The organism is Stenotrophomonas sp. TWI1409 (genome assembly GCF_039673015.1).
Classification (GTDB): Bacteria; Pseudomonadota; Gammaproteobacteria; order Xanthomonadales; family Xanthomonadaceae; genus Stenotrophomonas; species Stenotrophomonas maltophilia_A.
In genome coordinates, this window is the sequence record NZ_JBDJKU010000061.1 from 1 (window position 1) to 24556 (window position 24556).

Annotated in this window: 20 protein-coding genes; 14 read left to right on the forward strand and 6 right to left on the reverse strand. The window is 67.0% G+C overall.

Annotated elements, in window-relative coordinates; translation table 11 throughout:
• Together aroB and ABE423_RS16745 are read right to left on the reverse strand one after the other, a co-directional pair.
• Positions 1 to 1117 (reverse strand): 3-dehydroquinate synthase (aroB, locus tag ABE423_RS16740; protein WP_346486817.1); only part of this gene is annotated, 1117 nt, incomplete at its 3' end.
• Positions 1114 to 1656: a shikimate kinase gene (locus ABE423_RS16745; protein ID WP_032127802.1), complete on the reverse strand. Its 543-nt coding sequence runs from the start codon at positions 1654 to 1656 to the stop codon at positions 1114 to 1116. The genes ABE423_RS16745 and aroB, both read right to left, overlap by 4 nt.
• Positions 1657 to 1754: 98 nt before the next feature.
• On the opposite strand from ABE423_RS16745, the gene ABE423_RS16750 reads away from it, so the two are divergent.
• Positions 1755 to 1958 carry a dodecin family protein gene (locus ABE423_RS16750; RefSeq protein ID WP_005410663.1) on the forward strand — a complete coding sequence of 68 codons (204 nt, stop codon included), beginning with the start codon at positions 1755 to 1757 and terminating at the stop codon, positions 1956 to 1958.
• Positions 1959 to 1964: 6 nt separating this feature from the next.
• Here ABE423_RS16750 and ABE423_RS16755 read toward each other — a convergent pair whose 3' ends face one another.
• Positions 1965 to 2792: a kinase gene (locus tag ABE423_RS16755; RefSeq protein WP_346486820.1), complete on the reverse strand. Its 828-nt coding sequence runs from the start codon at positions 2790 to 2792 to the stop codon at positions 1965 to 1967.
• A 40-nt stretch (positions 2793 to 2832) separates the two neighbouring features.
• On the opposite strand from ABE423_RS16755, the gene pdxH reads away from it, so the two are divergent.
• From pdxH to ABE423_RS16770, 3 genes are all read left to right on the forward strand, one after another.
• A complete protein-coding gene (pdxH, locus tag ABE423_RS16760; protein ID WP_049401396.1) occupies positions 2833 to 3432 on the forward strand; it encodes a pyridoxamine 5'-phosphate oxidase in 600 nt (199 codons plus the stop codon).
• Positions 3433 to 3441: 9 nt separating this feature from the next.
• Positions 3442 to 3801, forward strand: coding sequence for a hypothetical protein (locus tag ABE423_RS16765; protein ID WP_346486822.1), 360 nt, complete (start codon positions 3442 to 3444; stop codon positions 3799 to 3801).
• A gap of 161 nt (positions 3802 to 3962) precedes the next feature.
• Positions 3963 to 4424 (forward strand): DoxX family protein, encoded by a 462-nt coding sequence (locus ABE423_RS16770; protein WP_197616310.1) that lies wholly within the window; start codon positions 3963 to 3965, stop codon positions 4422 to 4424.
• A gap of 136 nt (positions 4425 to 4560) precedes the next feature.
• Here ABE423_RS16770 and prpR read toward each other — a convergent pair whose 3' ends face one another.
• Positions 4561 to 6144, reverse strand: a complete 1584-nt coding sequence (gene prpR / locus ABE423_RS16775) for a propionate catabolism operon regulatory protein PrpR (protein WP_346486825.1) — start codon at positions 6142 to 6144, stop codon at positions 4561 to 4563.
• Between the two features lie 153 nt (positions 6145 to 6297).
• Here prpR and prpB point away from each other — a divergent pair, with 153 nt between their 5' ends.
• The 9 genes from prpB to pbpC all read left to right on the forward strand — a co-directional run bounded on the left by prpB (position 6298) and on the right by pbpC (position 22117).
• On the forward strand, positions 6298 to 7191 hold the full coding sequence (gene prpB / locus ABE423_RS16780; RefSeq protein WP_346486826.1) for a methylisocitrate lyase: 894 nt from the start codon (positions 6298 to 6300) through the stop codon (positions 7189 to 7191).
• Between the two features lie 36 nt (positions 7192 to 7227).
• A complete protein-coding gene (gene prpC / locus ABE423_RS16785; protein ID WP_014038133.1) occupies positions 7228 to 8385 on the forward strand; it encodes a 2-methylcitrate synthase in 1158 nt (385 codons plus the stop codon).
• 97 nt (positions 8386 to 8482) lie between these two features.
• Positions 8483 to 11101, forward strand: coding sequence for a Fe/S-dependent 2-methylisocitrate dehydratase AcnD (gene acnD, locus ABE423_RS16790; protein WP_346486829.1), 2619 nt, complete (start codon positions 8483 to 8485; stop codon positions 11099 to 11101).
• Between the two features lie 100 nt (positions 11102 to 11201).
• Complete coding sequence (locus tag ABE423_RS16795; protein ID WP_006384133.1) at positions 11202 to 11459, forward strand: type II toxin-antitoxin system ParD family antitoxin; 258 nt, start codon at positions 11202 to 11204, stop codon at positions 11457 to 11459.
• Positions 11446 to 11772, forward strand: coding sequence for a type II toxin-antitoxin system RelE/ParE family toxin (locus tag ABE423_RS16800; RefSeq protein WP_346486831.1), 327 nt, complete (start codon positions 11446 to 11448; stop codon positions 11770 to 11772). The genes ABE423_RS16795 and ABE423_RS16800 overlap by 14 nt, the downstream gene beginning before the upstream one ends.
• A gap of 23 nt (positions 11773 to 11795) precedes the next feature.
• The gene (gene prpF / locus ABE423_RS16805) at positions 11796 to 12974 is read left to right on the forward strand and encodes a 2-methylaconitate cis-trans isomerase PrpF (RefSeq protein WP_346486833.1); all 1179 of its coding nucleotides are present in this window, start codon (positions 11796 to 11798) and stop codon (positions 12972 to 12974) included.
• Between the two features lie 124 nt (positions 12975 to 13098).
• Positions 13099 to 14559 carry a bifunctional 2-methylcitrate dehydratase/aconitate hydratase gene (locus tag ABE423_RS16810; protein ID WP_346486835.1) on the forward strand — a complete coding sequence of 487 codons (1461 nt, stop codon included), beginning with the start codon at positions 13099 to 13101 and terminating at the stop codon, positions 14557 to 14559.
• A gap of 204 nt (positions 14560 to 14763) precedes the next feature.
• Positions 14764 to 19671, forward strand: a complete 4908-nt coding sequence (locus ABE423_RS16815) for an alpha-2-macroglobulin (RefSeq protein WP_346486836.1) — start codon at positions 14764 to 14766, stop codon at positions 19669 to 19671.
• 64 nt (positions 19672 to 19735) lie between these two features.
• The gene (pbpC, locus tag ABE423_RS16820) at positions 19736 to 22117 is read left to right on the forward strand and encodes a penicillin-binding protein 1C (RefSeq protein WP_197631860.1); all 2382 of its coding nucleotides are present in this window, start codon (positions 19736 to 19738) and stop codon (positions 22115 to 22117) included.
• Between the two features lie 117 nt (positions 22118 to 22234).
• On the opposite strand, the gene ABE423_RS16825 is transcribed toward pbpC, so the two are convergent.
• A complete protein-coding gene (locus ABE423_RS16825) occupies positions 22235 to 22810 on the reverse strand; it encodes a ferritin-like domain-containing protein (protein WP_049421227.1) in 576 nt (191 codons plus the stop codon).
• 29 nt (positions 22811 to 22839) lie between these two features.
• A complete protein-coding gene (locus ABE423_RS16830; RefSeq protein ID WP_032127816.1) occupies positions 22840 to 23322 on the reverse strand; it encodes a peroxiredoxin in 483 nt (160 codons plus the stop codon).
• A 260-nt stretch (positions 23323 to 23582) separates the two neighbouring features.
• Here ABE423_RS16830 and ABE423_RS16835 point away from each other — a divergent pair, with 260 nt between their 5' ends.
• Entirely contained in the window at positions 23583 to 24476 is an 894-nt protein-coding gene (locus tag ABE423_RS16835) for a DnaJ C-terminal domain-containing protein (RefSeq protein ID WP_032127817.1), read from the forward strand.
• Positions 24477 to 24556: the final 80 nt, after the last annotated feature.

Sequence of the window (24556 nt, forward strand, 5' to 3'; positions counted from 1 at the left end):
CCCACACCCGGCCCGACAGCACCTTCAGCACCGCTGCCTCATCCACGTCCGGCACCACTTCGGCGCGGCCCATGCCACGCCACAGCACCAGGCGCAGGCGGCCGGCCACGTTCTTCTTGTCCAGCCGCATGCGGCCGAGCAGGGCCTGCGGATCCAGTCCTGCGGGGATCGCCACCGGCAGGCCGAGGCGTTCCAGCAGCGCCTGCAGGCGCGCGCGGTCGGCATCGTCGGCCAGGCCCAGGTCGGTGGACAGCGTTGCCGCCAGCACCATGCCCACCGCCACCGCTTCGCCGTGGTTCAGCGCATCGCGGCCCGGGGCGGAATAGCCCTGTTCGGTCTCGATGGCGTGGCCGAAGGTGTGTCCCAGGTTGAGCAGGGCACGTTCCCCCTTCTCGAACGGATCGCGCTCGACGATGGCGGCCTTGTGCCGGCAACTGCGCGCGATGGCTTCAGAAAGCACGTTGTCTTCGCCGGCCAGCAGCGCATCGGCATGCTGCTGCAGCCATTCGAAGAACACTGCATCGCCCAGCGCGCCGTACTTCACCACTTCGGCCAGGCCGGCGCGCAGCTCGCGCGGCGGCAGGGTGGCCAGCACGCGGGTATCGGCAATGACCGCGCGCGGCGGATGGAATGCGCCGACCAGGTTCTTGCCGGCCGGAATGTCGACCGCGGTCTTGCCGCCCACCGACGAATCGACCATCGCCAACAGGGTGGTCGGAAGCTGCACGCAGTCCACGCCGCGCATCCAGCAGGCCGCGGCAAAACCGGCGAGATCACCGACCACGCCGCCACCGAGGGCGAACACGCAGGCATCCCGGGTGGCGCCGAGCGCGGCCAGCGCTTCGATCGCGCGGCCGAATTCGGCCAGGGTCTTGGAGGCTTCGCCGGCGGCCAGCACGTGCTCGCCGACGATCAGGTCGGGGCGTGCGGCCAGCAGCGTCTGCTTCACGGCGGCCAGGTAGCGCGGAGCCACTTCGCTGTCGCTGAGCAGCAGCACGTGGCGGCCGCGCACATGCGAGGCCAACGCGGTGCCGTCGGCCTGGGCACCAGCGCCGATGGTGATGGAGTAGGGGCGGTCGCCGCCAACGGCGACCTGCAGCAGGGCGGGGGAAGTCATGCGGTCAGGTCCTGGCGCTGCCATTGCGTGGCCAGCTTGACCACCAGGTGGGCGGTCGCGTCGGCAGCGGTATACGGGTCGGTATCAAGGGTGAGGTCGGCCAGTTCGCGGTACAGCGGGTCGCGGTGAGCAGCCAGATCGTGCAGCACCTGCTCGCGGTCAGGGCGCTGCAGCAGTGGCCTGCCTTTGTCGCGGGCCAGGCGTTCCAGCTGCGCGGCCACGCTGACCCGCAGGTAGACCACGAAGCCGCGCTGGGCAATCAGGGCGCGGTTATCCGGATCGAGTACGGCGCCTCCACCAGTGGAAACCAGCTGGCCGCGGCCTTCCAGCACACGGGCCAAGGCTTCGCGCTCATGGCTGCGGAAGCCGGTTTCACCCGAGTGCTCGAAGATGGTCGGGATGCTGGCGCCGGCGGCATCGACGATGGCCTGGTCGACATCGACGAAGTCCAGCGTGAAGCGCTCGGCCAGGCGGCGGCCGATGCAGGTTTTGCCGGCGCCCATCGGGCCGATCAGGATCAGGTTCGGAGCAGGATTCATGCCCTCTGATGCTAACACCTCCGTGCCCTTGCCTTTACGTTCTTCACGTCAGGGTAGGCGTTCCTGCGGGGTCTCCCGCGCCAGCCGGAGTACAGGCCATGACGGTCGCCAAGGTCATCGAAATCACCGCCTCCTCGCCCAAAAGCGTGGAAGACGCCGTGCGCAGCGGGCTGAAGAAGGTTTCCGAGACGGTCAAGGGCATCCAGGGCGCCTGGGTGAACGAGACCAAGGTGGTCACCAATGGCAGCGGCGAAATCACCGAATGGCGGGTCAACCTGCGTGTAACCTTCCTGGTGGAATAGGCGCGCTCAGCGTACGTCCTGCACCTGGCGCTGGCCGTCCAGCACCACCACGTGGTCGGCCAGGGCGGGCAGGGCGCGCAGTGCCTGCCGGCTGACCCGCTCGTAGTACTGCACGAAGCGTTCCAGCTGAGGCCGGCTCATGCCGTGCCGGCCCGGCTGCGCGGCCTGCAGGTTCTGCTCCTGCTGCCAGCGCCAGCGTGGTACCACCGAGAAATCCGGCGGCTGCAGGAACCACAGGCGGTCGCAGCGTTGCCACAACGCCGGGTAGTCGCGGGCCAGCGCCTGGTTGCACCAGCGGCGCCAACGGCCATCGGCGTCGGCCTCGCGCTCCAGTGCGTTCAGCGGGCTGTCCAGTGCGTTGTCATCCTGCGCCGGTGTGCCGAGGAACCAGCCTTCGAACACCAGCAGGTCCAATGGCTGCTGCAGCTGCGGCCACTGAGCCTCGGGCAGGCGTTCATCGGCCAGCTTGTCGAATCGTGGCATCGCGAAGGGCTGGCGTGTGGCCACGGCGTCCAGCACGGCATGGGCCAGCGGCAGGTCGTGGGTGCCGGGCGGGCCGCGGGTGATCAGCAGCGGATGCACCAGGCGGGCCAGTCGCTGGCGCTGCGCACGGGTGAGGTAGACGTCATCGATCGACAGCGTGGCCGCGTTCAGGCCGCGTGCCTGGGCGCGCGCCACCACCTGCGCGGCCAGCGTCGATTTGCCGCTCCCCTGCAGGCCGCTGATCGCCAATACTGGAATCGCTGCACCGCTGCCCAGCGCATCATCCAGCGCCTGTTCGGCCAATGTTTCGGGGAATCCTTTCACCTGGGGCATATACGCAGCAGCGGCCATGCAGCCACAATAGCCCAATCCGTGTGAGAAGAACGCAATCATGAGCGACCTGTACGCCGAAGCCCTGTCCACGTTTGCCGGCCTGTTCGACGAGGCCAAGCAGAGCCGCGAGGTCGAGCCGAATGCGATGACCGTGGCCACCGCCGATACGCAGGGCCGTCCCTCGGCGCGTACCGTGCTGCTGAAGGCCTTCGACGAGCGTGGCTTCGTCTTCTATACCCACCTGGACAGCCACAAGGGCCAGGAGCTGCAGGCCAATCCGCAGGCCGCGCTGTTGTTCCTGTGGCGCAGCCTGCGCGAGGCGGGTATCCAGGTGCGCATCGAAGGCCGTGTCGAGCAGGTCGCCGATGCTGAAGCCGATGCCTATTTCGCCAGCCGCCCGCGCATGAGCCAGATCGGCGCCTGGGCCTCGCAGCAGTCGAAGACGCTGGCGACGCGCGAGGAATTCGATGCGCGCGTGGCCGAGGTCGAAGCCCGCTTCGAGGGCAAGGACGTGCCGCGCCCGGAGGGCTGGAGCGGCCTGCGCGTGGTGCCTGACCGCATCGAGTTCTGGTATGGCGCGCAGTTCCGCCTGCACGAACGCTGGTGCTATGAAGCCGGTGCCGAAGGGCGCTGGAGCAAGCGCCTGCTGTATCCGTAAGGCAACCTGATGCAACGCCTGCCGCTGTACCGTGTGGTGGTGTTCGTGCCGTCGGCAGCACTGGATGCAGTGAAGCAGGGCATCCTCGCGGTGGACGCGCTGGCGGCCGGCGACTACGAGCACGGGATGTGGTGGTCCGCGCCGGGGTTCGAGCAGTTCCGCCCGCGCGTGGGTGCGTCGCCCGTGCAGGGTGAGGCGGGCCGCACCGAAGTGGTCGACAGCGTGCGCCTGGAATTCTGCCTGCCTCGGAATCCGCAGCGGCTGCAGCGCATCTTCGAACAGGGCATCGTGCCGCATCACCCGTGGCAGGTGCCGGTGGTGCAGGTGGAGGAAATCGAGCTGCTGCTTATTGACGCACGCTTTTTGTAGAGTCGAGCCATGCTCGACTGCGGGTGCTCTGGCGCGCAAGGCAGTCGAGCATGGCTCGACTCTACAAGAGCAGGCTGTCGCGAACGGACTGGTCAGCTTCATCTGCGAGCAGGTCAGCAACCGGCACACTCCGACGAATGCCCTCGATTTCCGGAGTCGCCATGCCCTCCTGGCGTTGCCTGTTTGCCGTGCCATCACCGCGTTGTGGCGTGGAGGCTTACCTGCTGCTGCTTGCCCGCATCGTCGCCGGTGTGATGTTCTGCGTCTCCGGCTGGAACAAGGTGTTCACCGACGCGGGGCGCGAGCGCATGGTGCATACGCTGGTCGATACGGGGATTCCGTTCCCGGTGTTCAGTGCGCCGGTGCTGGGCGGCATTGAATGGATTGCGGGCGGCCTGCTGGTGCTGGGCCTGCTCAGCCGGCCCTCGGCCCTGCTGCTGGCGGCGATCTGTGCGGTGGCGGCGCTTACCGATGGCATAGCGCGCATTCCTGCGGGACTGAGCGTGCCGGATTGGCTGAGCTGGTTCTTCTATCTGAGTGAAGTGCCGCTGGGGGTGCTGCTGTTGTGGACTGCTGCAGTGGGGAGTGGACGGTTCGCCATCGAAGCGCGCTGGGCACGCTGAGCGCTCGTCGTCCGCGCGCAGCCGGAGCGCGTCTGTAGCATTTGGTGTGTTCCGGTAAATCCACGCCATGCGTGGATGAGATGCTTGACGGAAGAGCGGTGCGAACCAAGGTTCGCACCCACCAGGCAACGAGTGGTTACAACCCCTCCGCGCGCAGCCAGCGCCATAGCGTGGTGCGTGATACGCCCAGCGCCTGCGCCATCCCCTCGCGGTCATTGCGGTGTTCCTGCAACAGCGTTTCCAACTGCGCACGCGGCGGGCGCTTGCCGTTGCTTTCCACCGGCAATGCTGCAACGCCCTCGTTCACCAGTTCGGGCGCCAGCCGCAGCAGTCGCGCCGCATCGATCAGCCCTTCGCCCGGCTGCCAGTGGATGCGCAGACGATCAATGAGATTGCGCAGTTCGCGCACGTTGCCGGGCCACTCCGCGGTGGTCAGTACCGCCAGTGCATGCTCATCCAGTGGCGCATCGATGCCGCGCAGCTGGCGGAAGAAGTGCTGTGCCAGCAAGGGGATATCCGCGCGCCGCGCACGCAGCGAGGGCAGGGCGATACGCAACGCGGCCAGGCGGTAGTACAGGTCGCGGCGGAAGCTGCCGGCTGCCGCGCGCTGTTCCAGTGATTGCAGTGTCGCGGCCACCACGCGCAGGTCCACCGGGGTCGGTTCGGTGGCGCCCACGCGCAGTACCTCGCGTTCTTCCAGTACGCGCAGTAGGCGGGTCTGCAGCGGTAGCGGCAGTTCGCCGATTTCGTCCAGGAACAGCGTCCCGCCGTCTGCGGCTTCGACCAGGCCGACACGGCCTCCACGGCGTGCGCCGGTGAAGGCCCCATCGCTGTAGCCGAACAGCTCCGCTTCCAGCAGCGATTCGCTGATCGCGCCGCAGTTCAGCGCCACGAAGCGTCCGCGACGGCCACTGGCGGCGTGCAGCTGCCGCGCCACCAGTTCCTTGCCGGTGCCGGTTTCGCCGGTCACCAGTACGGTGCTGTCGTGCGGTGCATAGAGCGCGATCTGTGCGCGCACCTGGGCCATCGCTTCGCTGTCGCCGAGCAGTTCATGCGTGTCGGCACGCGCTGCCGCGCGCCGGCGCGGGGCGGCTCGGTTGCCGCTGGAGCGGGCCAGGGTCTGGGTCAGTTCCAGTGCATGTTCGAACGCCTGCCGCACCGAGTCGGCCGAATACAGCAGCACCCCGGGCAGGCCGGCCTGTTCGGCGTGGTCGATGGCCATGCCGGTGCCGACGATCACTTCGATGCCGTTGGCGCGCAGATCGGCGATGCAGTCGCGTGCGTCCTCGCGGGTGACGAAACGGCGATGCTCGATATCCAGGCCGAAACTCTGCTGGAAGTTGCTGAACACCGGCACGTCGCTGGCGTGGGTGACCAGGCCGATGCGGCTGGCGATGCGTCGCGCGCGCGCCAGTGCTTCCATCAGATCGAAGCCGTTGGCCTGGATCGGCACCAGTGGCAGCTCCAGCCTGCCGCGCAGCCAGGCGGCGTTGGAGCCACCGGCGATCACCACATCGCAGTGCTCGCGACGCAGGCGCTGGCCGATCACCTCCACCGCTTCCTCGAAGCCGAGGTTGATCTGCTCGATGCGCGCGCGGCGGTCGAACTCCGGAATGACGTCGCCGAGCAGGCCGGTCAGCCGCGAGACGCTGACCGTCCAGATCACCGGGCGGCCGGGGTCGGCATCGGCATGGCGCAGGGGCGAGCGGGGCAGGTACATGGCGGCGGGTTCGGGCGAAGTGTTTCATGGTACATCTGTTTCAGTGTTTCATATGTTTCACTGTTGAGTGACGGTCATGTCCGTGAAATCAACGGCTTGCAGCTTGGCATGGTGCTTGCGCCTACCCATCCGTTCTTCAACCTGGATTGCCGCATGACTGCTTCCGCCCCTTTCTCCGCCGGTGCCCGTTTCCGTGAGGCGCTGGCTGCCGAGTCGCCGCTGCAGGTGATCGGCGCGATCAACGCCAACCACGCCCTGCTGGCCAAGCGCGCCGGCTTCCGTGCCATCTACCTGTCGGGCGGCGGCGTTGCCGCGGGCTCGCTGGGCCTGCCGGACCTGGGCATCAATACCCTGGAAGACGTGCTGGTGGACGTGCGCCGCATCACCGATGTCTGCGATCTGCCGCTGATGGTCGACATCGACACCGGCTTTGGCCCGAGCGCGTTCAACATCGCGCGCACCGTGAAGTCGCTGATCAAGGCCGGCGCGGCCGCCTGCCACATCGAGGACCAGGTCGGCGCCAAGCGTTGCGGTCACCGCCCGGGCAAGGAGATCGTCTCGCAGGGTGAAATGGTCGACCGGGTGAAGGCGGCCGCCGATGCCAAGACCGATCCGGACTTCTTCCTGATCGCGCGCACCGACGCCATCCAGGTGGACGGCGTGGACAAGGCTATCGAGCGCGCCATCGCCTGTGTCGAGGCCGGTGCCGATGGCATCTTCGCCGAGGCTGCCTACGACCTGGACACCTACCGCCGCTTCGTCGACGCGGTGAAGGTGCCGGTGCTGGCCAACATCACCGAATTCGGCGCCACCCCGCTGTTCAGCAGCGATGAACTGGCCTCGGCAGGCGTCGCGATCCAGCTGTTCCCGCTGTCGGCGTTCCGTGCCGCCAACAAGGCCGCCGAGAACGTCTACCAGGCGGTGCGCCGCGATGGCCACCAGCGCAACGTGGTGGACACCATGCAGACCCGCGAAGAACTCTACGACCGCATCGGCTACCACGCGTTCGAGCAACAGCTCGATGCACTGTTCGCCGCCAAGAAATAAGCAGTACCCTGCACCATCAAGTTTTCGGAGGGAAACATGAACGATACGACCGCAACCCCGACCTTCAAGCCGAAGAAGTCCGTCGCCCTGTCCGGCACCGCCGCCGGCAACACCGCGCTGTGCAGCGTGGGCCGTAGTGGCAACGATCTGCACTACCGTGGCTACGACATCCTGGACCTGGCCAACACCAGCGAGTTCGAGGAAATCGCCTACCTGCTGGTGCACGGCAAGCTGCCGACCCGCGCCGAGCTGGTTTCGTACAAGGCCAAGCTGAAGTCGCTGCGCGGCATTCCGGCAGCAGTGAAGGCGGCGCTGGAAGAACTGCCGCCGTCGGCACACCCGATGGACGTGATGCGCACCGGCGTGTCCGTGCTCGGCTGCGTGGCGCCGGAGAAGGACGATCACAACCATCCGGGCGCGCGTGACATCGCCGACAAGCTGATGGCCTGCCTCGGTTCGATGCTGCTGTACTGGTACCATTGGAGCCACAACGGCCGCGCCATCGACGTGGAAACCGACGACGACTCGATCGGTGGCCACTTCCTGCACCTGCTGCACGGCGAGAAGCCGCAGGAATCGTGGGTGAAGGCGATGCACACCTCGCTGATCCTGTACGCGGAACACGAGTTCAATGCCTCGACCTTCACCTGCCGCGTCATCGCCGGTACCGGCAGCGACATGTACAGCGCGATCTGCGGTGGCATCGGCGCGCTGCGTGGCCCGAAGCATGGCGGCGCCAACGAAGTGGCGTTCGAAGTGCAGAAGCGCTACGACAACCCGGATGAAGCCGAGGAAGACATCAAGGCCCGCGTCGAGCGCAAGGAAGTGGTGATCGGTTTCGGCCACCCGGTCTACACCGTCTCCGATCCGCGCAACAAGGTGATCAAGGACGTGGCCCGCGAGCTGTCCGAAGAACAGTCCAGCATGAAGATGTACGACATCGCCGAGCGCCTGGAATCGGTGATGTGGGACATCAAGAAGATGTTCCCGAACCTGGACTGGTTCAGTGCCGTCAGCTACCACATGATGGGCGTGCCGACCGCAATGTTCACTCCTCTGTTCGTGATCGCCCGCACCGCCGGCTGGAGCGCGCACATCGTCGAGCAGCGCATCGACGGCAAGATCATCCGCCCGAGCGCCAACTACATCGGTCCGGAAGACCGCGACTTCGTCGCCATCGACAAGCGCGTCTGATCCACCTGCTGTACCCATCCGGCCGGCCGCGTGCCGGCCGGATGCTTTCGCCGCCGCACCGCCGGCACCCGGCCCGCCTCAAGCACTCCGCCAGCCCATGAATACCGATTACCGTAAGAACCTCCCCGGCAGCACGCTGGATTATTTCGACGCGCGTGCCGCTGTCGATGCGATCCAGCCCGGCGCCTATGCCACCCTGCCGTACACCTCGCGCGTGCTGGCCGAGAACCTGGTGCGCCGCTGCGATCCGGCCACGCTCGGCGATTCGCTTAAGCAGCTGATCGAGCGCCGCCGCGACCTCGATTTCCCGTGGTTCCCGGCGCGCGTTGTGTGCCACGACATCCTCGGCCAGACCGCACTGGTCGACCTGGCCGGCCTGCGTGATGCGATTGCCGACAAGGGCGGTGACCCGGCCAAGGTGAATCCGGTGGTGCCGGTGCAGCTGATCGTCGATCACTCGCTGGCGGTGGAGTGCGGAGGTTTCGATCCGCAGGCGTTCGAGAAGAACCGCGCCATCGAAGATCGCCGCAACGAAGATCGTTTCCACTTCATCGACTGGACCAAGCTGGCCTTCGAGAACGTGGACGTGATTCCGCCGGGCAACGGCATCATGCACCAGATCAACCTGGAGAAGATGTCGCCGGTGGTCTACGTGCAGGACGGCGTCGCCTTCCCGGATACCTGCGTGGGCACCGACAGCCACACCCCGCACGTGGATGCGCTGGGCGTGATCGCGATTGGTGTTGGCGGCCTGGAAGCAGAGAACGTGATGCTGGGCCGCGCCTCGTGGATGCGCTTGCCCGATACCGTGGGCGTCGAACTCAGCGGTCGCCCGCAGCCGGGCATCACCGCCACCGACGTGGTGCTGGCCCTGACCGAGTTCCTGCGCAAGGAGCGCGTGGTCGGCGCGTGGCTTGAATTCTTCGGCGAGGGGGCGGCGGCACTGACCATCGGTGACCGCGCCACCATCTCCAACATGTGCCCCGAGTACGGCGCCACCGCCGCGATGTTCTACATCGACGGGCAGACCATCGATTACCTGCGCCTGACCGGCCGCGAGGAATCGCAGGTGGCGCTGGTGGAGAACTACGCCCGTACCACCGGCCTGTGGGCCGATGACCTGGCCACCGCACAATACGAGCGTGTGCTGCGCTTCGACCTGTCCAGCGTGGTGCGCAACATGGCCGGCCCGTCCAACCCGCACAAGCGCGTGGCGACCGCCGAGCTGGCCGAGCGCGGCATCGCCGACGAAGCCAAGCTGGAAGCGGGCAAGGCCGAGCAGGTGCAGGGGCTGATGCCCGACGGCGCGGTGATCATCGCCGCCATCACCAGCTGCACCAATACGTCCAATCCGCGCAACGTGATCGCCGCCGCACTGCTGGCGCGCAAGGCCAACGAGCGTGGCCTGCTGCGCAAGCCGTGGGTGAAGTCGTCGCTGGCGCCGGGTTCGAAGGCGGTGCAGCTGTACCTGGAAGAGGCCGGCCTGCTGCCGGACCTGGAAAAGCTCGGCTTCGGCATCGTCGCCTTCGCCTGCACCACCTGCAACGGCATGAGTGGCGCGCTGGACCCGAAGATCCAGCAGGAAATCATCGATCGCGACCTGTATTCCACCGCCGTGTTGTCGGGCAACCGCAACTTCGATGGCCGCATCCACCCGTATGCGAAGCAGGCCTTCCTAGCTTCGCCGCCGCTGGTGATCGCCTATGCCATCGCTGGTACCGTGCGCTTCGATATCGAGAAGGACGTACTGGGTGTGGATGCCGATGGCAACGAGGTGCGCCTGAAGGACATCTGGCCGAGCGACGCCGAGATCGACGCGGTGGTGAAGGCCTCGGTGAAGCCGGAGCAGTTCCGCCGCGTCTACAACCCGATGTTCAACGTGCGTGTGGAGCACGGTGCGGCGGTCAGCCCGCTGTACGACTGGCGCCCGCAGAGCACCTACATCCGTCGCCCGCCGTACTGGGAGGGCGCGCTGGCCGGTGAGCGTACGCTGTCTGGCATGCGCGCATTGGCGGTGCTGCCGGACAACATCACCACCGACCACCTGTCGCCGTCCAACGCGATCCTGGCGTCCAGTGCCGCCGGTGAGTACCTGGCGAAGATGGGCCTGCCGGAAGAGGACTTCAATTCCTACGCCACCCACCGCGGTGACCACCTGACCGCGCAGCGCGCCACCTTCGCCAACCCGAAGCTGTTCAACGAGATGGTGCGCAACGACGACGGCAGCGTGAAGCAGGGTTCGCTGGCGCGCGTGGAGCCGGAAGGCAAGGTCATGCGCATGTGGGAAGCGATCGAAACCTACATGGACCGCAAGCAGCCGCTGATCATCATCGCCGGTGCCGACTACGGCCAGGGCAGCTCGCGTGACTGGGCCGCCAAGGGCGTGCGCCTGGCCGGCGTGGAGGCGATCGCGGCCGAAGGCTTCGAACGGATTCACCGTACCAACCTGATCGGCATGGGCGTGCTGCCGCTGGAGTTCAAGCCGGGCACCACCCGCCTGACCCTGGGCATCGACGGCACCGAGACCTTCGACGTGATCGGCGAGCGCACCCCGCGCGCCGACCTGACCCTGGTCATCCACCGCCGCGACGGCCAGGACGTGATCGTGCCGGTCACCTGCCGCCTGGACAGCGACGAGGAAGTGGCGATCTACGAAGCCGGCGGTGTGCTGCAGCGCTTCGCCCAGGACTTCCTGGAAGGCGCCAAGGTGGCGTGATGCCGGACTGAATGCCTGCCCCCGGAGGCCGGGGGCGGGCTTGTCCGACACCAGGGCAGGGCGCACACTGACTTGGCAAAAACTGCCAAAGGAGAGTTTCATGGCCACCATGAACATTTCGCTGACCGATCCGCTCAAGCAGTTCGTGGACGAAGAAGTGCGCGAAGGCGGCTACTCCAGCACGTCGGACTATGTGCGTGACCTGATCCGCCAGCGCCAGCGCAGCAAGGCTGAAGAGCTGCTCAAGCAGCTGATTGCCGAGGGGCTGGCTTCTGGGCCTGCCGTTCCGGTGACTGCGGCCACATTCGAGCGGATGCGTCGCGAGCTGACCGAAAGGATGGAGCGTGAAGGCGATTGAATGGAGGCCCCGGGCCGAGACAGACGCAGCCGACGCCGCGCTGTGGTACACACGACAGGGAGGGCTGGCACTGGGTCAGCGCTTTCTCGCCGAGCTGGAGGCCACGCTTCAACGTATTGCGATGTTCCCTGCGTCAGGTTCCGTCCGCCATGCCGACCTCGCCGCACAGTTGCCGGCACTCCTGCGCTTCATGCAGGTTCCGGGCTTTGAACGCTATCTCGTCTACTACCCCGATCTGCCGGACCGCGTGGACGTCATGCGGGTGTGGTGCGTTGATCGTGGCCTTGACGCACTGATGCAAGACATTTCCTGAAATCCAAACGCTTGGATCCGACGATGAATTTTCTTCCGCAACTCCGAATTCCCGCCACCTACATGCGCGGCGGCACCAGCAAAGGCGTGTTCTTCCGCCTGCAGGACCTGCCCGAGGCCGCGCAGGTGCCGGGCGCCGCGCGTGACGCGCTGCTGATGCGCGTGATCGGTTCGCCCGATCCGTATGGCAAGCAGACCGATGGCATGGGCGGCGCCACCTCCAGCACCAGCAAGTGCGTGATCATCTCCACTGCCTCGGTGCCTGACCACGACGTGGACTACCTGTACGGCCAGGTGTCGATCGACACCGCCTTCGTCGACTGGAGCGGCAACTGCGGCAATCTCAGCACTGCAGTGGGTCCTTTCGCGATTGCCAATGGTCTGATCGATCCGGCCCGCGTGCCGCGCGATGGCCTGTGCACCGTGCGCATCTGGCAGGCCAACATCGGCAAGACCATCATCGCGCACGTGCCGATGCGCGATGGCGAAGTGCAGGAGATCGGCGATTTCGAACTGGACGGCGTGACCTTCCCGGCGGCCGAGGTCCAGCTGGAATTCATCGATCCGTCCGATGACGGCGATGCGGGCGCGATGTTCCCGACCGGTAACCTGGTCGATACCCTGGATGTGCCGGGCGTGGGCAGTTTCGAGGTGACGATGATCACCGCCGGCATCCCGACCATCTTTCTCAACGCCGCCGACCTGGGCTACACCGGCACCGAGCTGCAGCCGGCGATCAACGAAGACAAGGCGGCGCTGGAGCGCTTTGAGAAGATCCGTGCCTACGGTGCACTGCGCATGGGCCTGATTTCGAAACTGGAAGACGCGGCCACCCGCCAGCACACACCGAAGGTGGCCTTCGTTGCCCCGGCGCAGGACTACGTATCGTCCAGCGGCAAGTCGATTTCTGCCGCGGGCATCGATCTGCATGCGCGCGCGCTGTCGATGGGCAAGCTGCACCACGCGATGATGGGTACCGCCGCGGTGGCCATCGGCACTGCAGCGGCAATTCCCGGAACGCTGGTCAACCGTGCTGCAGGCGGCGGCGAGCGCGAAGCGGTGACCTTCGGCCATCCGTCCGGCACGTTGCGCGTGGGTGCGCAGGCCGGTCTCGTTGACGGCCAGTGGACAGTAAGCAAGGCCATCATGAGCCGCAGTGCCCGCGTGCTGATGGAAGGCAAGGTGCGGGTGCCGGCCGAGTGATGCGTTGGTAAACGCCAACCAAGGTTGGCGACTACCGGGCCGCAGTGACCAATTGCTTTGGTAGATGCCAACCTTGGTTGGCATGGTGCACGGGCAACCGTGCACCGTAACGAGGAGATCGACGATGTCCGACAACCACACCCCATCCAACGAGCGTGCAGCGTGGGATGCGCTGCTGGTGGACATCGTCGACTACGTGCGCGACGCGCGCATCGACTCACCGCTGGCGTTCCAGACCGCGCACCACTGCCTGCTCGACACGCTGGGCTGCGGGCTGGAAGCACTGTCCTTCCCGGCCTGCAGCAAGCTGCTCGGGCCACTGGTGCCAGGCATCAGCGTGGTCAACGGCGCGCGCGTTCCGGGCACCCACTACGTGCTGGACCCGGTGCAGGCGGCGTTCAATCTGGGCGCGATGGTGCGCTGGCTCGATTTCAACGACACCTGGCTGGCCGCCGAATGGGGCCACCCGTCGGACAATCTGGGCGGAATCCTCGCCGTCTGCGACTGGCTGGGACGCAACGCGCAGGCCCTGCGCCGCCCGCCGCCGACCGTGCACGACGTGCTGCTGGCGATGATCAAGGCGCACGAGATCCAGGGTGTACTGGCCCTGCAGAATTCCTTCAATCGGGTCGGGCTGGACCATGTGGTGCTGGTCAAGGTCGCCACCACCGCTGTGGTGGCGCAGCTGCTCGGGCTGGATCGCGAACGCATGCTCAATGCAGTGTCGCTGGCCTGGGTCGATGGCCAGGCGCTGCGGACCTACCGGCACGCGCCCAACACCGGTTCGCGCAAGAGCTGGGCCGCCGGCGATGCCACCAGCCGTGGCGTACGCCTGGCGCTGATCGCGGCAACGGGTGAAATGGGCTATCCGAGCGTGCTCAGTGCACCGACCTGGGGCTTCGAGGCTGTGTCCATGCATGGACAGGCACTGACGCTGGAGCGGCCGCTGGGCAGCTATGTGATGGAGAACGTGCTGTTCAAGATCAGCTACCCGGCCGAGTTCCACGGCCAGACTGCGGTGGAGGCAGCGATCGCGCTGCACCAGCAATTGCGCGCGATGGGGCGGCAGGTCGAGGATATCGCGCACATCGCCATCCGCACCCAGGAAGCCTGCATCCGCATCATCGACAAGCGGGGCCCACTGCACAATCCGGCCGACCGCGACCACTGCGTGCAGTACATGATCGCCATCGCGCTGCTGCATGGGCGGCTGGTGGCCGAGGACTATGAGGACGACGTCGCCGCCGATCCGCGCATCGACGCGCTGCGCGCAAAGATGGCCTGCCACGAGGATCCGCAGCTCAGCGCCGACTATCTGGACCCGGACAAGCGCAGCATCGCCAACGGCCTGAGCGTGCGCTTCAACGATGGCAGTGAACTGCCGGAAGTGCTGGTGGAGTACCCGCTTGGCCACGCCCGACGCCGCGGAGAAGGCATTCCGCTGCTGATGGACAAGTTCCGCCGGCACCTGGCCCATCGCTTCCCGACCGCCCAGCAGCAGCGCATCCTGGCGGCATCGCTGGACCCGGTGGCGCTGGCGGCGATGCCGGTGACCGATTACGTGGACCTGTACCTGCCGGGGTAGCAACGCTTTGGTGGGTGCCAACCTTGGTTGGCACGGGCCCAACGCCAACCAAGGTTGGCGGCTACCGGGACCGCCTTGGTCGGCACGGATCCGATCCAGCCGGGCGCGGCCCGGTGCCACCGTTCCGATGCATTCCTGCCGAATTCGCGTCAACACCTTGACGCGGCCTGCCTATAATGGCCACCTCGATCAAGGAGTGACGACATGAGCGGTCCGGCACGGCGGAAGCGGTGGGGATGGGCGGCGGCGGTATTGGCAGGAGGCCTGTTGCTGGGCCTGGCCGGCTGCCGCAACGACAGCGGGCAGCTGCCCAAGGCCAGCGGTGAAGCGATCACCACCCAGGCCGAGCAGGTGAAGGAATTCACCCTGCTGCGCGCTTACCCGGACCAGAAGAATGACGGCCTGTCGCTGGCGCTGGAGTTCTCGCGCCCGCTGGTTGGCACCCAGGATTTCGACAAGCTGGTGCGCTTCGAAGAGAAGGTCGGCACCGACGACAGCAGTTGGACGCTGTCCGATGACGGCCTGACCCTCCGCTATCCGTTCGTCGAGGCTGGCAATGAGTTCAGCCTGGTGGTCTCGCCCGACCTGCTGGCCGCCGATGGCAGTCGCCTGGGCAAGGAACTGAAGCAGAAGGTGTTCAGCGGCGAGCTGAAGCCGGTGGTCGGCTTCGCCTCGCAGGGCAGCGTGCTGCCGGCCAAGGACAGCCGTGGCCTGCCGGTGGTCTCGGTGAACGTGCCCGAGGTTGACGTCGAATTCCTGCGCGTGCGCGAGAAGGACCTGCCGACCTTCTTCAGCCAGTACCAGCGCGGCGGCCGCCGTGGCAGCTGGGAACTGAGCAGCGACTACGAGCGCAGCCCGATCAACAAGCTGGCCGAGCCGGTCTACGTCAACCGCTTCATCCTCGGCGGCAAGAAGAACGAGCGGGTGCTGACCTACCTGCCGACCCAGGACATCAAGGAACTGCAGGAGCCGGGCCTGTACTTTGCCCTGCTCAAGCGCACCGGTGACTACGAAGGCGAGTTCGATACCGCGTTCTTCTCGGTCAGCGACATCGGCCTGCATACCCGTGCCTACAAGGACAAGCTGTTCGTGCACACCGCCGGCCTCAAGGACGGCGCGCCGCTGAAGGGCATCGACCTGCGCGTGCTGGATGCCAAGGGCGAAGTGGTGCTGAAGGGCAGCACTGACGGCAATGGCAACGCGCTGCTGAACTACACGCTGGATGCCACCCACGTGCTGGTCGCCAGCAGTGGCAAGGACACCAGCTTCCTGCCGTTCAACCAGCCGGCGCTGGACCTGAGCGAATTCGCCGTGGCCGGCCGTGACAATGCCTGGTTCGACGTCTATGCCTGGTCCGGGCGCGACCTGTATCGCCCGGGCGAAACCGTGCGCCTGTCCGCACTGCTGCGCGACAACGATGGCAAGCCGGTCAAGGCTCAGCCGGTGTTCCTGCGCCTGAAGCAGCCCGACGGCAAGACCTTCCGCGAGACCCGCCTGCAGCCGGGCGAGCAGGGCTACATCAACTTCGAGCAGGTGATCCCCGCCGAGGCGCCGACCGGGCGCTGGCAGGTCGAGTTCCGCACCGACCCGGCGAGCAAGGAAGCGATCCAGGGCATGACCCTGCGCATCGAGGAGTTCCTGCCCGAGCGCATGAAGCTGGACCTGGACAGCGCGCAGAAGACGCTGAAGCCGGGTGAGGACCTGCGCCTGCAGGCCAATGGCGCCTACCTGTACGGGGCGCCGGCCGACGGCAACCGCTTCACCGCGCGCATGGCGGTGGCCGCCGAACAGCAGCCGGTAGAGGGCCTGCCGGGCTACTTCTTCGGTGACCCGACCCTGCAGTTGCCGCGCGAAGCCAAGGACGTGATCGATACCACGCTGCCGGGCAACGGCCAGCTGCGTGAGGATGTTGCGTTGCCGGAAGAGGCGGCCAAGGCCAAGGCACCGATCGCCGTGGTGCTGTCCGGCAGCCTGTATGAAACCGGTGGCCGCACGGTCACCCGTACCCTGAAGCGGGTGATGTGGCCGGCCAACGCGCTGGTCGGCGTGCGGCCGCTGTTCAACCCCGACGATGGTGCTGATTCCAACGGCAATGCGCGCTTCGAACTGATGCGTGTGGATGCCGTCGGTGCGCCGCAGCCGGCCAAGGGCCTGAAGATCACCCTGGTACGCGAGCTGCGCGACTACCACTGGACCTTCAACGACAACCGCTGGGACTACGATTTCACCCGCCGCTTCGAGAACAAGGAAACGCGCACCGTCGACGCCGGCAGCAGCGCGGTCGCCTTCGATTTCCCGGTGGAGTGGGGCGAGTACCGGGTGGACGTGTTCGATCCGTCCACCGGCCTGACCAGCCGCTACCCGTTCCGTGCCGGCTGGAGCTGGGGCGATGACAACCGCGGCCTGGACGCGCGCCCGGACAAGGTCAAGCTGGGCCTGGACAAGACCGGGTACAAGGCCGGTGACACGCTGGAGGTGACGGTGACCCCGCCGCATGCCGGCAAGGGCATCCTGATGGTCGAGACCGACCGCATGCTGTACGTGCAGGACATCGACGCCAAGCCGGGTTCGACCTTCAAGATTCCGGTCACCGCCGATTGGGAGCGGCACGACGTCTACATCACCGCGCTGGTGTTCCGTGGCGGCAGTGCGCCGAGCAAGATCACTCCGGCCCGTGCCGTGGGCGTGGTGCATGTGCCGATGGACCGCAAGGGCCGCACCGTGGCCGTCGGCCTGGCAGCGCCCAAGCAGATGCGACCGGAGCAGGACCTGCCGGTGACGGTCAGCGCGCCGCAGCTGGCTGGCAAGATGGCGCACGTCACCGTCTCGGCGGTGGACGTGGGCATCCTCAACATCACCCGCTTCCCGGTACCCGATGCCGGTGCGCACTTCTTCGCCCAGCGTCGCCTCGGCATTGATGCCTATGACATCTACAGCCGGGTGATCGAGAGCTTTGACGGCGGTGCCGGCAAGCTGAAGTTCGGTGGCGACATGGCGCTGCAGGCATTGCCGCAGGCCAAGCGCCCGACTGCGCGCGTGCAGACCGTGGACCTGTTCTCCGGCCCGGTGCAGCTCGATGCCAAGGGCATCGCCCGCATCCGCCTGAAGGTGCCGGACTTCAACGGCACCCTGCGGGTGTCGGCGCTGGTCTACAGCGATGACCAGTACGGCAAGCGCGACGTGGAGACCGTGGTGCGCGCGCCGATCCTGGCCGAAGCCAGCATGCCGCGCGTGCTCGCCCCGGGCGACCGCAGCACCGTGACCCTGGACGTGCAGAACTTCACCGGCAAGCCGGGCCAGTTCAACGTGAAGGTGGAAAGCGAAGGCCCGCTGAACCTGGGCGAGGGCAGCCGCAGCGTGCAGTTGAATGCTGATGCCAAGACAACGCTGAGTTTCCCGCTGTCGGCGCGTGAGGGCCACAGCGTGGCCAAGGTGCGCGTACGTGTGGACGGCAACGGCTTCAAGGCCGATCGCCGCTACGAGCTGCCGGTGCGTGCGGCGTGGCCGCAGGTGCTGCGTTCGCAGGTGCGCACGCTGGATCCGCTGGCAGCGGTCAGTCTCGACAACAGCCTGACCGATGGCCTGATGTCCGACTCGGTGAATGCCCGCCTGCTGGTCAGCCCGCTGCCGCCGATCCCGTTCGCCAGTGCGCTGCAGGGCGCGCTGAACTACCCGTACGGCTGTGCCGAGCAGACCACCAGCAAGGGCTACGCCGCGCTGATCCTGGACCAGGCGACGTCGTCGATGCTCGGTGCCGATGGCCTGGATGCCAAGACCCGTCGCGAACGCATGGAAGGTGCGTTCGGTCGCCTGGCGTCGATGCAGGTGGCCAACGGCAACTTCTCGATGTGGGGTGACGACGGCTACGTGAACCCGTGGCTGACGCCTTACATCACCGAGTTCCTGCTCGATGCCAAGGACGCCGGCTTCGCGGTGCCGGACAACGTGCTGCAGAAGGCACTGAACCGGCTCAGCGAGGACCTGCTGTCCGGCGGCAACCAGTTCTACGGCCAGGACGACCGTGAGAAGCTGAAGTTCGCCAACCAGGCGTATTCGGGCTATGTGCTGGCCCGGGTCAACCGTGCGCCGCTGGGCACCCTGCGCACGCTGTACGACAACGAGCGCAGCAAGGCGGTCGGCGGCCTGTCGCTGGTCCATCTGGGCGTGGCGCTGTCGCTGCAGGGTGATGCCAAGCGTGGCCAGGCCGCGCTGACCGCAGCCTTCGCCAAGTCCAGCAGCGAACGCCCGTCCTACTTCGGCGACTACGGCAGCGCCATCCGTGATGACGCGCTGATGATCGCGCTGACCCACGAAAACAAGCTGGCCAAGCCGGCCTGGGATGCGCGTGCGGTCGATCTTGGCCGTGGCCTGGATGCGCGCCGCAATGCCGGCTGGATGTGGCTGAGCACGCAGGAACAGGTGGCGATTGCCCGCCTCGGCAAGGCGCTTGCTGCCAACCAGAAGGCGCTGGTGGCCGGTGAGCTGGTGATCGGTGGCAACACCGAAGCCATCGGCGAGCGCAAGCTGTTCGGCCGCAACTTCAGCGCCAGTGAGCTGGCCAGCGGCGTGCGCTTCACCCCGCAGGGGCAGCCGCCGATGTTCGCCAGCATCGACGTGGCCGGTATTCCGCGCAGCGCACCGGCGCCGGACAACAGCGTGCTGGGCGTTGAGCGCAGCTACTACGGCACCGATGGCAAGCCGTGGTCGCCGCGCCCGCTGAAGGAAGGCGAAGCACTGATCGTGCGCGTCACCGTTACCGCCGACACCACGATGCCCGATGCACTGCTGACCGATCTGCTGCCGGCGGGCCTGGAGATCGAGAACTTCAACCTGGGCGATGCGAAGCAGTGGGCCGACGTGGTGGTCGATGGCATCACCATCAGCGATCGTGGTGAAGCCGCCGATACCAAGCACGAGGAGTTCCGCGACGACCGCTATGTGGCTGCGCTGAAGCTCTCGCGTGGCAGCAAGGCCAACGTGTTCTATCTGGTGCGTGCGGTGACCCCGGGTACCTACTCGGTGCCGCCGCCGCTGGTGGAGGACATGTACCGGCCGCAGCTGCGTGGCGTCGGCCGTAGCAACCCGACCACGATCACGGTGGTACAGCCGTGACCGCGCGGACGGGCCGCGACGGCGCGGCCCGTCCCGCTGGCAAGCTCCAATCCGGCACGCTGCAATGAAGAAGACGATGTCGATCCGGCTGGCGGCCCTGCGCCGCCGGTTGCGGCCGCTGTGGCCGTGGCTGCGCTGGGGCACGGCCGCCACGCTGGCGCTGCTGCTGGTGCTGGATTTCGCCTTCCCGCCGCCGCTGCCGAAGCAGCGCGATACCAGCACCCTGGTGGTGGCTGCCGACGGTACGCCGCTGCGTGCGTTCGCCGATGCCGAGGGCGTGTGGCGCTATCCGGCATCGATCGACAGCGTCTCGCCGCTGTACCTGCAGGCGCTGCTGACCTACGAAGACCGCTGGTTCTGGCGCCATCCGGGTATCAACCCGCTGGCCATCCTGCGTGCCAGCGGCCAGCTGCTGCGCGGTGGTCGCATTGTTTCCGGCGGCTCGACCCTGACCATGCAGGTCGCGCGCATCCTCGACCCGCATACGCGCACGCCCTGGGGAAAGCTCAAGCAGATGCTGCGCGCGGTGCAGCTGGAAGTGCATCTGAGCAAGCAGCAGATCCTGGCCCTGTATCTGGAGCGCGCGCCCTACGGTGGCACCATCGAGGGCGTGGAAGCGGCCAGCTGGGCCTATCTGGGCAAGCCGGCGGCGCAGCTGTCACATGCCGAGGCCGCCTTGCTGGCGGTACTGCCACAGGCACCGAGCCGGCTGCGCCCAGACCGCCACCCGGAAGCCGCGCAGAAAGCGCGCGACAAGGTGCTGTCACGCATGGCCGAACTGGGCGCGTGGACGCCGGAGGAAGTGCAGGATGCGCGCATCGAGAACGTGGTGGCACGCTCGCTGCGACCTCCGTTGCACGCCGCGCTGCTGGCGCAGCGCCTGCATTCGGCGCATCCGGGCCAGGCGCGCATCCAGAGCAGCATCGACATCGGCCTGCAGCGCACGCTGGAAGAACGCGTGGCGAGCTATTTCTCGACACTGCCCGAGCGTACTTCGGCGGCCTTGCTGGTGGTCGACAACCAGACTCTGCAGGCGCGTGCCTACGTCGGTACGTTGTCCTTTGGTGACCGCCAGCGGCTCGGCCACGTCGACATGGTGCAGGCCTGGCGGTCGCCGGGCTCCACGCTCAAGCCGTTCCTGTATGCGATGGCGCTGGACGATGGCCTGATCCATTCGGAAAGCCTGCTGGTCGATGCGCCGCAGAGTTTCGGCAGCTACCGGCCCGGCAATTTCGACATGGCCTTCAATGGGCCGATTGGTGCCTCCAGTGCATTGCGGCTGTCACTCAATGTGCCCTCGGTGGACCTGCTGCAGCGGGTCGGGGCCGCGCGCTTCGCCGCGCGCCTGTCGCACTCCGGCATCCAGCTGCGCTTCCCGCCGGGCAGCACGCCCAACCTCTCGCTGATTCTGGGCGGTACCGGTGCGCGGCTGGAAGATCTGGTCGGCGCGTTCGCGGCGCTGAACCGCAACGGCATTGCCGGACGCGTGCGCTACACCGATGACGAACCGATGATCGAGCGGCGCCTGGCCTCGCCGGGCGCCAGCTGGATCGTGCGCGAAATGCTGGAATCGAACCCGCGCCCAGGCTACAGCGTCGGTACGTTCGATGTCGGTGGCCGCCCGCGTGTGGCGTGGAAGACCGGCACCAGTTACGGGTACCGCGATGCGTGGGCAATCGGCAGCACGCGCCACTACACCGTGGGCGTGTGGGTGGGCCGGCCGGACGGCACACCGCTACCGGGCCAGTACGGCGCGGTGACCGCGCTGCCGCTGATGTTCGAAGTGGTGGACAGCCTGCCGCGCCAGCGCGGCGATTCGGCTGCTGCACCGATGCCGGCAAGTGTCAGCCAGGAAGATATCTGCTGGCCCACCGGCGAACGCGCCGAAGGCCTGCCGACGGCACTGTGCCAGCGGCGGATGTCGGCCTATCTGCTGGACGGCGCGGCACCACCGACCTTCCCCGAGCGCGAGGCGCGGCGCTGGCAACCGGGGCGCCAGCGTTACCTGGCCGACGCGCGGACCGGTCTGCGTGTATCCGCTGATTGCCGTTTGCCGCATGAGGAAGTCGCGCGAGAGATCGCGCGCTGGCCGGCGTTGTTGTCACCGTGGCTGCCCAAGGCCACGCGCGCTGCCTCGCAGTTGCCGGCGCTGTCGCCGGATTGCCGCGACGACGGGCGTGAGGCCAGCGTGGCCTTGCACATCGATGGCCTCAATGATGGCGCCACGCTGGCGCGTGCACCCAATGCCGAACATGGCGTGCGCCTGCAGCTGCGCGCGCTGGGCAGCGAGCAGGCGGTGGACTGGCTGCTGGATGGCCGTTGGATCGCGCAGACCCGTGGCGCGCAGTTGATGCAGCGCGAGTTTGCCGAGCCGGGCGCACACACCCTGACCGCGCTGGCGGCCGACGGTGCGTGGACGCAGGTGCGGTTCAACGTCCTGCGGTAGGTGCTGGGAATGGCCCGGCGACCCGACGGATCCATGCTCTGGTAGGTGCCAACCTTGGTTGGCACGCGATAAATGCGCCCACCAAGGTGGGCATCTACCAAGGCGTATGCGGGGCCGCTATTCCCCGATCCACCCATCCAGCAGGTCGGCGAACTCATCGGCGTGCTCCTCTTCCTGTGCAAGGATCTCTTCAAGGATGCGCTTGGTGGTGGTATCGCGGTCGCCGATGAAGTTGATCATCTCGCGGTAGCTGTCGATGGCGATGCGTTCGGCCACCAGATTCTCGCGGACCATGTCGCGCAGGTCGCTGCCTTCCTTGTACTCGGCATGCGAGCGCGCGGTCAGCGTGTCGGGGTTGAAGTCCGGCTCGCCGCCGAGCTGGACGATGCGCTCGGCCAGCTTGCCGGCGTGCGCCTGTTCCTGCTGTGCATGTTCGAGGAATTCGGCTTTCACCGCGTCGGCCAGCATGCCCTTGGCCATGAAGTAGTGCCGGTAGTAGCGCAGCACGCATACGTACTCGGTGGCCAGTGCATCGTTGAGCAGCTTGATCACGACCTTGCGATCGGCGCTGTAGCTGTCGGTGATCGCACCGTCTTCGATATTGCGACGGGCGCGTTCGCGCAGGGTCTTGCGGTCACTGATGCCGGGCACCTTTGCGGCAGGCTTTGCGGCTTTGGCTGGCTTGGTGGACATGGCTGGCCGTTTCCTCTTGCGGTGGAAGATCAGGTTGGCAGGTGCTCCAGCACGTATTCGGCCGAAGACACTTCGAACTGGCCGGGCTGCTCGATCCAGGCCGCACGCACCACGCCATCCACCACGTACAGGGCGAAACGGCGTGAGCGGATGCCCATGCCCGAGGCGCTGGCGTCGAGCTCCAGGCCGAGCGCGCGGGTCAGTTCGGCATTGCCGTCGGACAGCATCAGCAGGCCATCGGGCACGCTCTGGTCGGCAGCCCATGCCTTCATCACGAACGGGTCGTTGACGGCCATGCAGTAGACGTCGATGCCGCGCTGGCGGAACGCCTGGAACTTCTCGACGTAGCCGGGCAGGTGGCGGGCCGAGCAGGTCGGGGTGAACGCGCCGGGCACGGCGAACAGCACCACCTTGCGTGCGTCGAACAGCGAATGCGTATCGAGCGTTTCGATGCCCTCGCGGATGCGCTTGAGGGTCACTTCCGGAATGCGGTCGCCGACATGGATGGTCATGGGGAACTCCTTGCTGGGGCAGGCTAGTGGGCCGGATGGGACAGGGGCGTCAAGACATTGGAAAACCCGTGTGCAGGCCCCATCTTCAGGCTTTGCGGCGGGGGCTTCCAGCCACAGCGTGGCGCATGGGGATGGCAGCCGCATTGCGCAGGATCAGTCGGCCTCACCGTGGCCGCACGAGGGGCGGCGTAGCATGCCGGCGCGTAGAATGAACCCGGGGCGGCGCCACCGGCGCGGCCGAAGCAGATCGAGGTAGCTGGATGGAATTCAAGGATTACTACGCCACCCTGGGGGTGGAACCGAGCGCGGGCGAGGCGGAGATCAAGACCGCCTACCGCCGGCTGGCACGCAAGTACCACCCGGACGTCAGCAAGGAGGCCGGGGCCGAAGACAAGTTCAAGGCGGTCAACGAGGCCTACGAGGCGCTGCGCGATCCGGAAAAGCGCGCGGCCTACGACCAGCTGCGCGCGCAGGGCTATCGCCCGGGCGAGGAGTTCAACGTGCCTCCGAACTATGGTGGTGCTGGCGGTTTCAATTTCGAGGAAGTATTCGGCGGTGGCGGCCCCAATGGCGGCTTCAGCGACTTCTTCGAGAGCCTGTTCGCGCGCCAGCGTGGCGGTGGTGGCGCTGGTCCGGGGCCGGGCTTCAGCAGCCAGGGCCACGCGCCCAACCGCGACACCCGCGCCAAGCTGTCGGTTCCGCTGGAAGCGGCCTACAGCGGCGACAGCCTGCGCATCACCGTCAACGGCAAGCAGCTGGACGTGCGCGTGCCCAAGGGCATCCGCCCAGGCCAGGTGATCCGGCTGGCCGGGCAGGGCAACCATGGCGGCAACCTGCTGCTGGAAGTGGAATATGCCGCCCACCCACAGTTCGAGGTCGATGGCCGCAACATCCTCTATACGCTGCCGGTGACCCCGTGGCAGGCCGCGCTGGGTACCAGCATCAGCGTGCCGACCCTGGGTGGAGCGGTGGAATTGAAGATTCCGGCCGATTCCGATGCCGGCCGCAAGCTGCGCCTGCGTGGCCGCGGCCTGCCGGGCAATCCGGAGGGCGACCAGATCGTCGAGATCGAGATCGTGGCCCCGGCCGCGACCGACGAGGCGCAGAAGAAGGCCTACCGGAACCTGGCCAAGGCCTTCGGCGAGACCATTTGAAGGTAGTGCCGGGGGCGGGGCCCCCCCAAAATATAACCGGCCCGTGGGGGGAGGGTGGCGGACCCAGCGCCGCCCACAAC

Excerpts from the sequence above, each read along its gene's own strand:
- ABE423_RS16745 (WP_032127802.1), bottom strand. The coding sequence starts at position 1,656 with ATGAATCCTGCTCCGAACCTGATCCTGATCGGCCCGATGGGCGCCGGC.
- ABE423_RS16750 (WP_005410663.1), top strand. The coding sequence starts at position 1,755 with ATGACGGTCGCCAAGGTCATCGAAATCACCGCCTCCTCGCCCAAAAGC.
- ABE423_RS16755 (WP_346486820.1), bottom strand. The coding sequence starts at position 2,792 with ATGGCCGCTGCTGCGTATATGCCCCAGGTGAAAGGATTCCCCGAAACA.
- pdxH (WP_049401396.1), top strand. The coding sequence starts at position 2,833 with ATGAGCGACCTGTACGCCGAAGCCCTGTCCACGTTTGCCGGCCTGTTC.
- ABE423_RS16765 (WP_346486822.1), top strand. The coding sequence starts at position 3,442 with ATGCAACGCCTGCCGCTGTACCGTGTGGTGGTGTTCGTGCCGTCGGCA.
- ABE423_RS16770 (WP_197616310.1), top strand. The coding sequence starts at position 3,963 with ATGCCCTCCTGGCGTTGCCTGTTTGCCGTGCCATCACCGCGTTGTGGC.
- prpR (WP_346486825.1), bottom strand. The coding sequence starts at position 6,144 with ATGTACCTGCCCCGCTCGCCCCTGCGCCATGCCGATGCCGACCCCGGC.
- prpB (WP_346486826.1), top strand. The coding sequence starts at position 6,298 with ATGACTGCTTCCGCCCCTTTCTCCGCCGGTGCCCGTTTCCGTGAGGCG.
- prpC (WP_014038133.1), top strand. The coding sequence starts at position 7,228 with ATGAACGATACGACCGCAACCCCGACCTTCAAGCCGAAGAAGTCCGTC.
- acnD (WP_346486829.1), top strand. The coding sequence starts at position 8,483 with ATGAATACCGATTACCGTAAGAACCTCCCCGGCAGCACGCTGGATTAT.
- ABE423_RS16795 (WP_006384133.1), top strand. The coding sequence starts at position 11,202 with ATGGCCACCATGAACATTTCGCTGACCGATCCGCTCAAGCAGTTCGTG.
- prpF (WP_346486833.1), top strand. The coding sequence starts at position 11,796 with ATGAATTTTCTTCCGCAACTCCGAATTCCCGCCACCTACATGCGCGGC.
- ABE423_RS16810 (WP_346486835.1), top strand. The coding sequence starts at position 13,099 with ATGTCCGACAACCACACCCCATCCAACGAGCGTGCAGCGTGGGATGCG.
- ABE423_RS16815 (WP_346486836.1), top strand. The coding sequence starts at position 14,764 with ATGAGCGGTCCGGCACGGCGGAAGCGGTGGGGATGGGCGGCGGCGGTA.
- pbpC (WP_197631860.1), top strand. The coding sequence starts at position 19,736 with ATGAAGAAGACGATGTCGATCCGGCTGGCGGCCCTGCGCCGCCGGTTG.
- ABE423_RS16825 (WP_049421227.1), bottom strand. The coding sequence starts at position 22,810 with ATGTCCACCAAGCCAGCCAAAGCCGCAAAGCCTGCCGCAAAGGTGCCC.
- ABE423_RS16830 (WP_032127816.1), bottom strand. The coding sequence starts at position 23,322 with ATGACCATCCATGTCGGCGACCGCATTCCGGAAGTGACCCTCAAGCGC.
- ABE423_RS16835 (WP_032127817.1), top strand. The coding sequence starts at position 23,583 with ATGGAATTCAAGGATTACTACGCCACCCTGGGGGTGGAACCGAGCGCG.